Genomic DNA, 12,901 nt, shown 5'->3' on the forward strand with positions numbered 1-12,901 from the left:
TTAACAATAGTGTGACAATGACTACTTCTGTCATGCTATTGTTAATGATTTCATCGTATAAACATGCTGTTGTGTAAACATATTTTTGTATAGCAATAACCTAATTGGACTAAAACATACTCTAATGGATAATATTTTAATTGTTGATGACAATCACGCCATTTGCCAAGCGCTTGCGTTAATGATTGAACTGCATGGTTATCAGGCAATTTTTTGTCACACGCCTGAAGCGGCTGTTGAGATTGTTACTAACAAAGAGATCAGCTTGGTGATCCAAGACATGAACTTTAGCCGCGACACCACCTCGGGTGAAGAGGGCAAGCAACTGTTTTACGCATTGCGTCAGTTACAGCCCAATTTACCGATTATTTTAATGACAGCATGGACCCAGTTAGAAACCGCAGTCGAGTTAGTTAAAGCTGGGGCAGCTGATTACATGGGTAAACCGTGGGATGACGCTAAGTTGTTGAACAGCATTAGCAACCTATTATCTATCTATCGACTTTCCCAACAAAACAACCAATTAACGCGTATCGACAGTGAACGCATGTCGGCCATTAATGACGCCGATTTATGTGGTTTAATTTTTGGTAGTGGGGCAATGCAGCGTTGTGTCGATTTAGCCTTACAAGTGGCACGCTCTGATGTGTCGGTGATGATCACCGGCCCAAATGGCGCGGGTAAAGACAAAATAGCCGACATTTTACAGGCTAACTCCCCGCTTAAAGATAAACCTTTTATTAAGGTCAACATTGGGGCGTTACCAATGGACTTATTAGAAGCAGAGCTGTTTGGTGCAGAAGCCGGCGCATTTACTGGCGCCAATAAAACCCGCATGGGCCGATTTGAAGCCGCCGATGGGGGCACATTATTTTTAGACGAGATTGGTAATTTGCCATTGTCTGGCCAGGTAAAACTATTGCGGGTATTGCAAACCGGTGAGTTTGAACGCTTAGGCAGCCATCAAACCCGTAAAGTGAACGTGCGGGTGATTAGTGCAACCAATGCCGATCTTGCCGATGACATTGTTCATGGGCGTTTTCGTGAAGATTTATTTTATCGCTTAAATGTCATTGAGCTAGCCATATCACCATTGAATCAACGCCAGGACGATATTTTACCGTTAGTGAAACACTTTATTGGTGCCAATTTTAGCCTTGATAAGTCGACCCAGCAGGCGTTAATTAATCATAGTTGGTCGGGTAATGTGCGTGAATTAGAAAATGCCTGCAAAAGGGCGGCGCTGTTAGCTAAGTCACCACAATTAACCATTGATGACTTTGGCTTGATGGCGATAGCTAATGGCGGCGCAGCTACCCAGCATGCGCTTGTTGTTGAACATCAACTTGGTCAACAAGAACGGGGCATTGATGATACTCAGTCGATTTGCGAACCGGATAAGCAACAGCTAGAAGACGCCTTAGTGCAATACAATGGTGTCATTGCCAGAGTAGCAAAATCCTTTGGCTTAAGCCGACAAGCCCTTTATCGCCGTATGGAGAAATATGGCCTTAAGGTAACTAAATAATGATGTTATCACTGCGCACTAAACTGCTGTTCAGTAACATGTTGAGCTGCCTTTTGGGGGCGATGTCAGGGGCTTTAGTGTGGCTTACATTGGGTGATGACACCTTATGGTTGGCTATTATTGTGATGCTGGCGGTGTGTTATTTTTGCAGTATGTGGCTAACAAGACGGTTAAGTGAAAGTCTGCAAGCACTGGAAATCGGTCTACTTAACTTTAAAGATAATGATTTTAGTGTGTCGCTGCATCCCTACGGCGAACCACAATTAGATGCGCTAGTGAGCTTATATAACCAAGCGTCGGCAAAATTGCGTAGTGAGCGACAGTTTATTTATCAGCGCGAGTTAATGCTCGATAAGGTGATTCAGAACTCACCTAATGTCATGCTATTGATTGATGATAATCAGCGGGTTATTTATGCCAATGGTGCTGCAAGGCATTTGTTTAATCACGGCGTAAAAGTGGAAGGTATGTTGTTGCCTGAGCTGATAGTGATGTTGCCAGAAGCACTTAAAACCGCGTTAAACAGTGAGCAAGAAGGGCTGTTTTCGATGGGTGGTAACGCTAATCATGCTCATCATAATGGGAGTGGGAATGGCAGTACCGATAATAGTTCTAGAGAACATAATGTTGATACCATTGCTGATGATGGCGATATTGAAACCTGGCATATCTCTCGTGGCCGCTTTACTCAAAACAATCAGCAGCACCATTTAATTTTGCTTAAACAGCTCACCAAAGAACTTAACCGCCAAGAAGTGGCTGTGTGGAAAAAGGTGATTCGAATTATCAGCCACGAGCTTAATAACTCGGTCGCACCCATTGCTTCTATGGTCAACTCCGGTAAGTTTTTAACTCAACACTTAGACGACAGCAAGCTACAATTGATTTTTGATACCATCGAAAATCGCACCACACACCTGAGTCTATTTATCTCTCATTATGCCCAGTTTGCTAAATTGCCGTTGCCACAAAAAGCCTTGATTGATTGGACTAAGATGACCCAGCAATTAGCGCAGCAATATCCCTTTAAGGTGTTATCACCTTTACCGCAAACGCCAATAAAACTTGATGCGGTGCAGTTAGAACAAGTACTGATTAACTTACTTAAAAATGCCCATGAGTCAGGTGCAAGTGCTGAAAGTGTCGCGCTAATTTTTGAGGAAATAACTCATCCGGTTGTTGGCTTATTGATTAAAGTGGAAGATAAAGGGAGTGGCATGTCTAGCGAAGTGTTATCACAAGCTTTGTTGCCTTTTTATTCGACCAAGCAATCTGGCACTGGCATAGGTTTACCATTATGCCGCGAAATTATCGAAGCGCACGGTGGCCGAATTAGCATGCAAAACCGCGTAGAGGGTGGCTTAAGCGTCAAAGTATGGTTGCCTGTACAGCAGGGCTAACATTTGATTTATCAGGCTTAACTGTGACGGTTAACTGTGCGTTTATATAAAAGTTTGATAAATCATAATAATGTCTGATTATTGATAATAACGTTTGATCATTTAGAGCAATATTTTCCAAGTGAGTTGAAGCCGTAAAACGTTTTTACCCCAAGGTTTGTTTAGAGATATGGCCTGCGGCCATCAACGTCGTGGCGCTTCACCCACACCAGACCAAGAGGAAACCAACGGCTGTTCCCTCTTGAATCTCCCAGCCGCCACATCAAAATTATCTGAAAAGCGATAATTTCGCGACGTGGTTGAATCCAGCTTTTGACCGCGTGTCGGTGTTCTTCGGCCTTATTCGAAAATGCTACCGCTTCAGATGGGGCGTCCCTTCCCCTCTAAAGCTAGCTGGCCGTCCATGGCCAGCTCACGTCATTTTCTTCAACGGCCTCAAGTCCAGAGTTGAATTTGGACTGTTGCAAGCAATAAATGTAAGTCATTTATGCCCCTTTATGCTTTACTAAAGATTAGTCGTATTGTTAAGTAACAAGGCTGTTAACTTACTTTTACTAATACACAATAGTACGAACCGAAGTGGTCAAGTAAAAATGGCCATGGTTTTAGAGTCATTCCAATATAAACGTTCTGACTTATTTGGCGTTAATCCACCATTATATTGATGGGGTCAAGTTTCACCGTAATATCCCACTCAAAAACAGCCCTGAAAGGGCTGAGGTTTGCATAATTCTCATTGTGCGAAGTTATTTCAAAACAGATCAAATAACAGTAGAAATCAATCTAAATATAGACATAAGTTTTTGAATGCTGCTTATTTTAGCGATCAAAAACTTCTGATTTATCGCATAAATAAACATCAATGATGAAAAACACTATATAAATTGGGGTCTAGGGTTAGCCGTTACTAACCCTGGCCTTTATCCTCAACTTATCCACAAGAAGTTAATGAAATTGTGGCTTGCAAATCAGCTCAAACCTCACTATCTTGTATCTCGAAGGTTAATCTTATCTATATGTTGTGTTTGTATTTTTTAGGAAGGTTAGCAATTCAAGCAAGAAAAGGGGTGTAGAAAGTATCGCCTAGGAACGATACTTTCTACATTAATAAGTTAACACTGGCGCATTTACTTATTGGGTACTTAGAAAGTTCAACGGTAATCCGTTGAAACCAATATATGTTAAGTCAGTATTCGATGGCAAGCATATCAAAAAATAAATGTGCCTCCGATATTAATAAGGAGGCCAAATGTACAAACGTAATATAGTTCAAGTCACTGTTAATATAACGATTATCAGTAACTATAAACTTAAACGATATTCATTGTTTACAATGATTTTAAGTCTTTATCATTTAGTTAGCTTCATATCTACGATAATGTAACTTATATGTAAAAACGTCTCACATCGAGACGTTTTTTTTTCGAGATTTTTAAGAGGCTTGCCCTTTAATGCTAAGCGTCTTTGTAGGGGAGTTCTTTTACCCTGAGCCTGACGAATACCCATAAAATAATGAATAAAAATAACAAGATAGGTTGAAATCTGAGGAGCATTCATGGCATTTTGAAATCAAATTTATCGCCAAACAAAAATAGCCACGAGTAAATGCAATGAATGCAAAACAGGTTTTATCAAAATGACTCTCACTTGTCACCTGTTAATGCACAAAACTAATTTAGTGGGGTCAGGTAAAACTTTTATAAAAATGGTTCAAAACTTGCCACTTAAGCTAACATCTGTCCATAAATGAGTTAAATGCCTCAGCTTGAAATGCCAAAATTCAACTCTGAACTTGAGGCCGTTGAAGAAAATGACGTGAGCTAGCCATGGATGGCGAGCTAGCTTTGGAGGGGAAGGGACGCCCCATCTGAAGCGTTAGCATTTTCGAATAAGGCCGAAGAACACACTGACGAAGTTAAAAGCTGGATTCAACCACGTCGCGAAATTATCGCTGTTCAGATAATTTTGATGTGGCGGCTGGGAGTTCCAAGAGGGAACAGCCGTTGGTTTCCTCTTGGTCTGGTGTGGGCGAAGCGCCACGACGTTAGTGGCCGCAGGCCATAAAAAAAGGACAAACACCTGGATTCCGGCTCAAAACATTGCCGGAATGACAAAGTATTTGGCCCGTGCAGGGTAGAACCTTGCGATCTAAAGCATTCGTGGCGCAGGCCATAAATAAAGAAGCACAAAAGTACAAACACCTGGATCCAGGCTCAAAAGCACTGCTGGGACGACGAGAAGGTAGTTATCAAGCACGTCCAGAAATGAGTTAACGTAAATTAGCTACTTACTCACTACAGCTCGAATTAAACCCTGTTGAAACCAGGCTTGCAGGGTTTGTAATACCATCATTGGTGCATGCTGCTCATCATGCCATTCCAGCATTTGCTCGCACTGGCTGGCAAAGTCATTGCCCTGAATAAACCCCAGTAGTAATGCATGTTGTGCAGCCGATAATGAGGCAAACTCAGTTAGGCGTGATTGACCGCGCCATAGTAACCATGCCCGAGGCGATAAATAGTCTGGTTCTGGCGGCGCTGTATCCACTTTTAATGCTTGCCAAGCTTCCACGGCATTACTATGGCAAGTAAACACTTGCACGCTAGGATGAAAGCGTAAACAACAGCTTGGCCATTGTTCGGGTGGCACTGCTTGTAAGTCGTTAAAGCTTGCACGCGAGCTGTCTGCAGCATCAAAGGCATTTAGCAGGCGGCGTTCAAATCTGGCTAAATCAGCAATGATTGGATGCTGTTTAAAAAAGTCATCTTGTTGCAAAAATTCTGGCAGAGCATCACAAAATTGGCGCAATGATTTATTGCTAGAAGGATGTGCGCGGGTATAGTCCGCAGCCATTTTGTCGAACAGATCATCACCTAAATACAGCCCTAGAATTTGATGATCAGTTTCGATGGTTTCTTTTAAACGAATTCGATAAGCGTTGGCATAAATAGCAAGGCGAATATCAGCGCTAATCCCAGCTTGGTCGGAGACATTGTGTTGCATCGCCGCTTGACGTTGGCTGTGGTTATCACTTGTCTCTTCAGAGAGTAAATATTGCATAAATTGTTGTTGAATTTCAGCTAAACGGCTCATGTTTACCCCCTGATCCTTTGCGCAGTAGCGTGGTGGCTGCATGCAGACGCTGGCTTACCTTTAGGGTTCAGAGTACTTGAGCCAAAACGTGAGCGGGCTAATGCTGGATGCTCGGGTAAGGTTAACTGTGCAATATGTTTTGCTTCAAGTAATTCATTATATAACGCCGGGAATTCTGGAATATTAGCATCGCGCTCAATCATGGTGCTTACTGGCCCAAAACGTTCAAGTGCGGCTTGGTACAAGGTCCATACGGATGGCGGAATATCGTGGTCGTGGGTATCAATAACATAGTCGCCATAATCTGTGTGGCCGGCCAAATGAAATTGTTGTACTCGGCGAGGATCGATTTTTTTAAGGTAATCGAGAGGGTTAAAATGATGATTACGGGCGCTGACATAAATATTATTGATGTCGAGTAAAATCAAGCAATCTGCCGCTTCAGCCACTTGGCTTAAAAAATCCCATTCATCCATGGTTGAGTCTTGGTAAGACAAATAACTCGACACATTTTCTAATAAAATACGACGACCGAGTACGTCTTGTACTTGTTTAACGCGCTGTGCCACATGGTTAACGGTTTCTTCGGTATAAGGCAGCGGTAATAAGTCGTGGCTGTTGACACCGTGAATAGAGGTCCAGCAAATATGATCAGATATCCATTTGGGTTGAATGTCATTGCTGAGCTTTTTTAATGCCTTAAGGTAGTCCATATCTAATGGGTCGGTGCTGCCAATTGACATCGACACACCATGCATTACCACAGGATATTGTTCAGCAATCGCTTCAAGATAGTAACGCGGTTTACCGCCAGCAACTAAGTAGTTTTCTGACAGCACTTCAAACCAATCAATGTCTGGTTGATGCTGTAAAATATGCTCGAAGTGATCAGTGCGTAAGCCTAAGCCAAATCCGAGAAAGTCTTCTGTAATGCGCGTATCTGGCATGGGATATCCTATTTAAATGCAACTGTTTCGAACTTGAGTGGGGCAAACATTAAGTTAATATTGGCTTAGCATTGAATTGGTAGTTTCTAAAAAGTTGATGGCCCTGAAAGGATAATACGGGACAGAGCCACCAGACTAAACCGACTTAGCTTGCTTTACCGCCAATGTCGCCACATGATTTTGCAGTCGTGCTAACAAAACCAGTGCCTTTACAGCTAGCCATGCCGCCACACGCGTTGTCTGCGCCTTTACAATCGTTATGGCCTTTACACACGTTAACGCCGTAACAATGGACTAAGTCTGCTTTAGTCACCTTGCCTACCCAATCATCTTTTTGCGTACCGCCAACATCAGCACAAGCTTTAGCTGGCATGCCAACAAAACCCGTACCTTTACAACTCGCCATACCGCCACAGGCATTGTCAGCCGTTTTACAGTCATTGTGACCTTTACAAGCGTTAACGCCGTAACAATGAACTAGATCAGTTTCGCCAGCAGCCATTGGTGCTGTTTCTGCTGCCATTGCCTGACCCGATAAACTGGCCATTGCTAGTGCTAATGCTGCGCCAGATAGGCTAGTTTGAATTTTGGTATTCATGATGTATTCCTTACCATTGTGATTATTATATTGACTGCTTATTCTTGTAAACTCCTCTCAAGATTGATTTGCTGCAGCTATCACACTTGTTAGGAGTTATTAGTATTGACCGTGATGAGGCTCAATATCTTTCAAAGTAAAGTGTAGATTAGTGACTGAAATATTGTGAGTGTGTTCACTTGTGATTGATTTATAAGGTGAAATAAATATATTTTTCTGTATATGATTTATTGATGTAATGCTTAAGTATGCTGCGGCTTAGCTTGTTATCGATGTTGTGTTGAACGCTTTTTTTGGCTACATTATTCGACAACATTGTTTGAACGCATTGTTTGACCACCTGTATTGCTAGCCAAAATATTCGCCAAATCGCGAAGAATAGAAATACTAATTATTATAAGAACTAAAAACTAAGGATAGATTATGCAGACGATACTGATATGTTTATTGATTGCCCTGTTACTGCCTTACGCGGCAAAAGTACCGTTAGCAATGGCAATGGCTAAATTGGGCAAATATGATAATAATCATCCGCGGGCGCAACAAGCTGAGTTAACCGGTTATGGTGCACGAGCGCATGCAGGGCATCAAAATGCTTTTGAGTCGTTGATTATTTTTGGCATTGCAGTGTTAACAGCGTTAATGACTCATAATGTTACCGATGTCGTTGCGTTATTAGCTATTGTGCATGTGGTTGCGCGGCTGGTTTACCATGTTATGTACTTATTGAATTACGGCACTCTGCGGTCATTGTCGTGGTTTGTTGGGATCGGTGCCTCTATTGGTATATTTTGCCAAGCATTTTAAGTATTACTAAACGATAAAAAAAACGCCTTAACGGCGTTTTTTATTGGGTTAGTTACTGCGTAAGTATCAATAATATTGGATTAATCTAGACTTGAAACACGTTGGTAGCCCATTTCAGTTAATTGGTCGTTTACGCAATCAAGTAGAAAGGTCGCGACTTCACTTTCAGGGAGTTGATCCTCTAAAGCAATTTGCTGGCAGGCGTCTTTTAATGACACCACATCTTTTACCGGCGCCTGGGGAAGGGCGGCTGCGCTAAAACTGATGGCTAGGCTACTGACTAATATTGCGGCTAATGTAGTACGAGTAAGACATGATGATTGCATGGTTGTTCCTTCTAGGGAGAACTTTGTTATTTGGACAAATACTACTGCAGCTTAGTTCCCTTGGATAGAGAGATTTATGGGCTTTTAATGATTTTATATGCAAAAAGTAAGATATTGATATGACACCATTACTGACTCAAGTTAAAAATTGCCAGCTTTGTGCATCTGAGTTAGTCGATGGTGTGCGGCCTGTGGTGCAAATTGATCCGCAAGCGAAAGTGCTGATCATTGGCCAAGCACCTGGGCGTAAAGTGCATTTGTCTGGGATTCCGTTTGACGATGCCAGTGGCGACCGATTACGCCAGTGGTTAGGTGTTACTCGAGAGGTGTTTTACGATGCTAAGCAAATTGCGATTATGCCGATGGGCTTTTGTTATCCTGGCAGTTACACTGCAAGTACCATTAATAACAAGGGGAGATCAGGCGACTTACCCCCTCGTTCAGAATGTGCACCTAAGTGGCATGACTTGTTACTGCAACACTTAACTCAAGTGCAATTGGTGTTGCTAGTAGGGCAATATGCCCAGCAATATTATCTACCTAACAAGCCTAAAACATTAACTGAAACCGTACAGCTATGGCGCACGTTTGGGCCGCGTTACATTCCACTACCACATCCTAGCCCGCGCAATAATATTTGGCTTAGTCGTAACCCATGGTTTGAAGATGAGTTACTGAGTCATATTCGTCAACGTGTTGCCATTGCCTTAGCGTGATAAAAAGACAAGATTGTTTCATTTGTCGTTTTTATAGCTTTTATATAGCCGTTTTGGGTCTGTTTTCTGAGTCATGTTTTTAGGCATGACCTCTAGGTGATTGTATCTAGATCATTGTTTTTCTAACATAAAGTCGATAGCATTTTTATCTAAGCAACGTTTAGATAAATAGGTAGTGGTTTTTTGCAATTTAATTAACAATCCAACATCGGTTTCAGTGATCCGATAAATATCTGTCCACAAAATTAGTTGATTCACATGCAGCGACTGACTATTGATACCATTATCATCTATGGTTAGATTGACATGCTCACCAGCAGCTTTACTCATCATTTGACGCCATAACCACCAGGTTTTATTAAAGCGAATACTTAAAAACTCAACCACCGCTAAACCAATAAAAAAGTAGCCTAAATAGTAGGTTTCTTTAGTGCTCATAGCGGTAGGGCTTATTGAGTCAAACATTAATATTGCTAAGCCAATCAGTGCAAAAAGGCTTGTTTTAATAAAACGTTTAGGTGATGGACTGGGATTAACAGATTGCTGATAGCATTCTTCAAAGTACGATTTATCCAGTATATATTCAGCAGTATAACTAAAGGCTTGTGACATGATGACCTAACTAACGGCAGTTGATGGACGTGATTATCGCATAGTCATCGGTTTGCTCAAAGTAACTCGTTCTGGCGTAAACTTACCGGCATAAACAGTGTTGAAAATACATTAACGATCAAAAGAGCCCGCTTTATTGATATGAATAAAGCGGGCTCTTTTATAACGATTATTCGTCTGAAGTGATGGCTTGCATTAATGTTGCCGACAGTTGCTGTTGTTGTTCAGGCGTTAATTGCTGATCGTCTTTATTGGATAATAAAAACACATTGTCTGCCCGCTCACCGACTGTACTGATGGTGGCTGAGTGAATATTTAAATCCAACTCTCTAAATGCACTGGCAATTTGTTCCATAAATTCACTGGTGTCTAACGCTGACACATTGACTAAAGTGCGAGTCGATTTACGTGAATGCAAAAATTCAATATTAGGTTGATTATCAAAACTTTGATGCCGTCTGGACTGACGTTTTTTCGGTAACGTAATACCATGGTCGAGTACTTGATGTAATTTATCAATAACTTGTCTGCGGCGTTGCTCGCTGGTAATGGGCTTTTCATCAAAGTCGAGTACTTTGAACGACTCTACCACATATCCGTCTTTAGTTCGGGCAATTTGCGCTTGTTTAACCGAAATGCGTAATGTTGCTAAGGTATTGAATAATTTAACAAATAAACCATGCCGATCTTTAGTGTACACAAACACATCACTGCAGCCTTTTACCACCACATCGTCGAGTAAAATAAGAGTGTTGTATTGATTATCTGTTGTTGGCGCTTGATCATGATTAATCATTGCTTGGGTGTAGCGGGCGATATCATCAGCTTCAGCATTACTGAAAAAGGCGATAGGTAATCGACGCCATAATGTCTTAATTTCTTCGCTATTGTCTTCATCAGCGGCTAATAAACTTAGCGCTTCTTGTTTGTGTTCTCGTACCAAGGTACGCAGTTGCAGAATATTTTCAAAACCATTGCGAAGTGCTTTTCGGGTGACAAAATACAAGTCTTTAAGCAATGATGCTTTCCAGTCATTCCATAAGTCATCATTGGTTGCCTGAATATCAGCAATAGTCAGGCAATACAGGGCATCTAAACGTGCTAATGTGCCGACTTTTTTGGCAAATGCGTTAACCACTTCAGGATCGTAGATGTCCATGCGTTGTGAGGTAATAGACATTAATAAATGATGTTCTACTAACCAGCAAATGAGTCTTTCTTGTGAGGCTTTTAAGCCATGAAACTTAGCGAATAAGCTGGCATCGACCGCGCCTAATTCACTATGATCACCGCCGCGACCTTTGGCTAAATCATGAAATAATGCTGCGAACAGTAACGTCGATTTATTGGACATTTTTTGATAAAGATCAGCCGCTAAAGCGAGATCTTTATCTAAGGTTTTGATGTCATTAGCATAAGTGTAAATGTTTTTAAGCACCTTGTGGGTATGCTCATCAACGGTATAAGCATGGAATAAGTCAAACTGCATCTGGCCCACGACTTCACGCCATTGCGGTAAGTAAGACGCTAAAATGCCGTGTTGATGCATCAAGGTAATCGCCAGTCCCATACCTTGAGGGTGTACAAAGATAGCTTTAAATTGTTCACGACAACGCTGAAAGTCTTGTAAGTCGCCCATTAAGCGGCGTCTTACTTGGCGCAGTGATCGTAAGGTTTCAGCGGTAATGCCGATTATTTTGTCGTGGTGAATCGCGATAAATTCAAATAACGCCATAATTTGGGTGCGATCGATAAACACAGTTTCGTCGCGAACGTGAATGTATTTATCGACAATTTCAAAATTATCGTTAATCACAATAATCTCTGGATTGAGCTCTGGAATAATTTCTCGTTGGAAATACGCCATTAAAATTTTGTTTAATTCACTGATGCGTTTCATGGCGCGAAACAGTTGGCGCATCATTTTTTCGATGGCAATATTGCCACTTTCGCCGATGGGCATACCATCACCGAAACCCATTAATTTAGCCACTTCAGCTTGGTATTGGAGTAATAAGCGATTTTCACCGCGCTGGGCTGATTGATGTAAAGCGAAGCGCACTCTAAATAAAAAGTGTTGGCATTCCATTAGCTCTGCATATTCGTCATTGGTTAAAAAACCAAAGCGCCGAAGTGATTGCATATTGGCAACGCCGAAATGCTTACGAGCAACCCAACTAAGGGTTTGTATATCACGCATCCCGCCAGGGCTAGTTTTAAGGTTGGGTTCAATACTGTATGAGGTGCCTTGTGCCTTGGCGTGGCGCTCTTGTTGTTCGCTAAGTTTGGCATTGAAAAACGCTTGGCTTTGCCATAAATCTTGGCCGTACAGAGCATTAAGCACCTGTTGTTGATGTTGGCTGTTACCCGATAAGTGGCGAATTTCCAGTAAACTGGTGGCAATGGTTACATCATCTTTACATGCTTGGAATGTATCATCTAAGCTACGCACAGCATGGCCTAAGTCGAGATTTAAATCCCATAACTGCGTAAGAAACTGACTAACAGAAGCGGCTTCGGTAGGCGTTAATAGCCCATCATGAATAACGCAAATGTCGATATCTGAGAAAGGATGTAGAGTTTGTCGGCCATAACCCCCAACAGCGTTGAGCGAGATACGAGCAGAGTCTAATTCGAAGGGTTGCCAAAGTTGGCATAACAGCGCATCGAAAAACTGCGATCGCTTATTCAAGGTGTCATTAATTGCACTTTGAAAAATGTTATCTTGTAAATATTGATCCAGTGACTTAATCGCCTGTTTTAATTCGGCGCTGGTCATATCTGAGCGCAAAACTGTACTAGCAGGTTGCGAAAGCATGTTACTCCTTAATGTTTTTGCCTTTTAACAGAATAAGGTATTCTTAAACAAATTGG

11 protein-coding genes are annotated in these 12,901 nt (G+C 41.8%); 5 read left to right on the plus strand and 6 right to left on the minus strand.

Going from position 1 to position 12,901, the window contains the following annotated elements:
* The first annotated feature begins 124 nt into the window (after window positions 1-124).
* The 3 genes from EGC82_RS06195 to EGC82_RS21715 all read left to right on the plus strand — a co-directional run bounded on the left by EGC82_RS06195 (window position 125) and on the right by EGC82_RS21715 (window position 5,201).
* On the plus strand, window positions 125-1,528 hold the full coding sequence (locus EGC82_RS06195) for a sigma-54-dependent transcriptional regulator (RefSeq protein WP_124729991.1): 1,404 nt from the start codon (window positions 125-127) through the stop codon (window positions 1,526-1,528).
* A gap of 2 nt (window positions 1,529-1,530) precedes the next feature.
* Window positions 1,531-2,928, plus strand: coding sequence for a sensor histidine kinase (locus tag EGC82_RS06200; RefSeq protein ID WP_124732574.1), 1,398 nt, complete (start codon window positions 1,531-1,533; stop codon window positions 2,926-2,928).
* Window positions 2,929-5,069: 2,141 nt separating this feature from the next.
* Window positions 5,070-5,201, plus strand: coding sequence for a hypothetical protein (locus EGC82_RS21715; protein ID WP_279630026.1), 132 nt, complete (start codon window positions 5,070-5,072; stop codon window positions 5,199-5,201).
* A gap of 10 nt (window positions 5,202-5,211) precedes the next feature.
* Here the strand turns inward: EGC82_RS21715 and EGC82_RS06205 are convergent, their stop codons facing one another.
* The 3 genes from EGC82_RS06205 to bufA2 all read right to left on the minus strand — a co-directional run bounded on the left by EGC82_RS06205 (window position 5,212) and on the right by bufA2 (window position 7,566).
* Window positions 5,212-6,021: an HvfC/BufC N-terminal domain-containing protein gene (locus tag EGC82_RS06205; RefSeq protein WP_124729992.1), complete on the minus strand. Its 810-nt coding sequence runs from the start codon at window positions 6,019-6,021 to the stop codon at window positions 5,212-5,214.
* A gap of 2 nt (window positions 6,022-6,023) precedes the next feature.
* The gene (bufB, locus tag EGC82_RS06210; protein WP_124729993.1) at window positions 6,024-6,968 is read right to left on the minus strand and encodes an MNIO family bufferin maturase; all 945 of its coding nucleotides are present in this window, start codon (window positions 6,966-6,968) and stop codon (window positions 6,024-6,026) included.
* A gap of 145 nt (window positions 6,969-7,113) precedes the next feature.
* On the minus strand, window positions 7,114-7,566 hold the full coding sequence (bufA2, locus tag EGC82_RS06215) for a BufA2 family periplasmic bufferin-type metallophore (protein ID WP_124729994.1): 453 nt from the start codon (window positions 7,564-7,566) through the stop codon (window positions 7,114-7,116).
* Between the two features lie 423 nt (window positions 7,567-7,989).
* On the opposite strand from bufA2, the gene EGC82_RS06220 reads away from it, so the two are divergent.
* Window positions 7,990-8,373 (plus strand): MAPEG family protein, encoded by a 384-nt coding sequence (locus EGC82_RS06220; RefSeq protein WP_124729995.1) that lies wholly within the window; start codon window positions 7,990-7,992, stop codon window positions 8,371-8,373.
* 80 nt (window positions 8,374-8,453) lie between these two features.
* On the opposite strand, the gene EGC82_RS06225 is transcribed toward EGC82_RS06220, so the two are convergent.
* The gene (locus tag EGC82_RS06225) at window positions 8,454-8,699 is read right to left on the minus strand and encodes a hypothetical protein (protein WP_124729996.1); all 246 of its coding nucleotides are present in this window, start codon (window positions 8,697-8,699) and stop codon (window positions 8,454-8,456) included.
* A gap of 113 nt (window positions 8,700-8,812) precedes the next feature.
* On the opposite strand from EGC82_RS06225, the gene EGC82_RS06230 reads away from it, so the two are divergent.
* Window positions 8,813-9,415, plus strand: a complete 603-nt coding sequence (locus EGC82_RS06230) for a uracil-DNA glycosylase family protein (RefSeq protein ID WP_164839195.1) — start codon at window positions 8,813-8,815, stop codon at window positions 9,413-9,415.
* A gap of 111 nt (window positions 9,416-9,526) precedes the next feature.
* On the opposite strand, the gene EGC82_RS06235 is transcribed toward EGC82_RS06230, so the two are convergent.
* Both EGC82_RS06235 and glnD read right to left on the minus strand, forming a co-directional pair.
* Window positions 9,527-10,027, minus strand: a complete 501-nt coding sequence (locus EGC82_RS06235; protein ID WP_124729998.1) for a YcxB family protein — start codon at window positions 10,025-10,027, stop codon at window positions 9,527-9,529.
* 169 nt (window positions 10,028-10,196) lie between these two features.
* Window positions 10,197-12,845 (minus strand): [protein-PII] uridylyltransferase, encoded by a 2,649-nt coding sequence (gene glnD / locus EGC82_RS06240; protein WP_124729999.1) that lies wholly within the window; start codon window positions 12,843-12,845, stop codon window positions 10,197-10,199.
* Window positions 12,846-12,901: the final 56 nt, after the last annotated feature.

Source organism: Shewanella livingstonensis, from assembly GCF_003855395.1.
Lineage (GTDB): Bacteria > Pseudomonadota > Gammaproteobacteria > Enterobacterales > Shewanellaceae > Shewanella > Shewanella livingstonensis.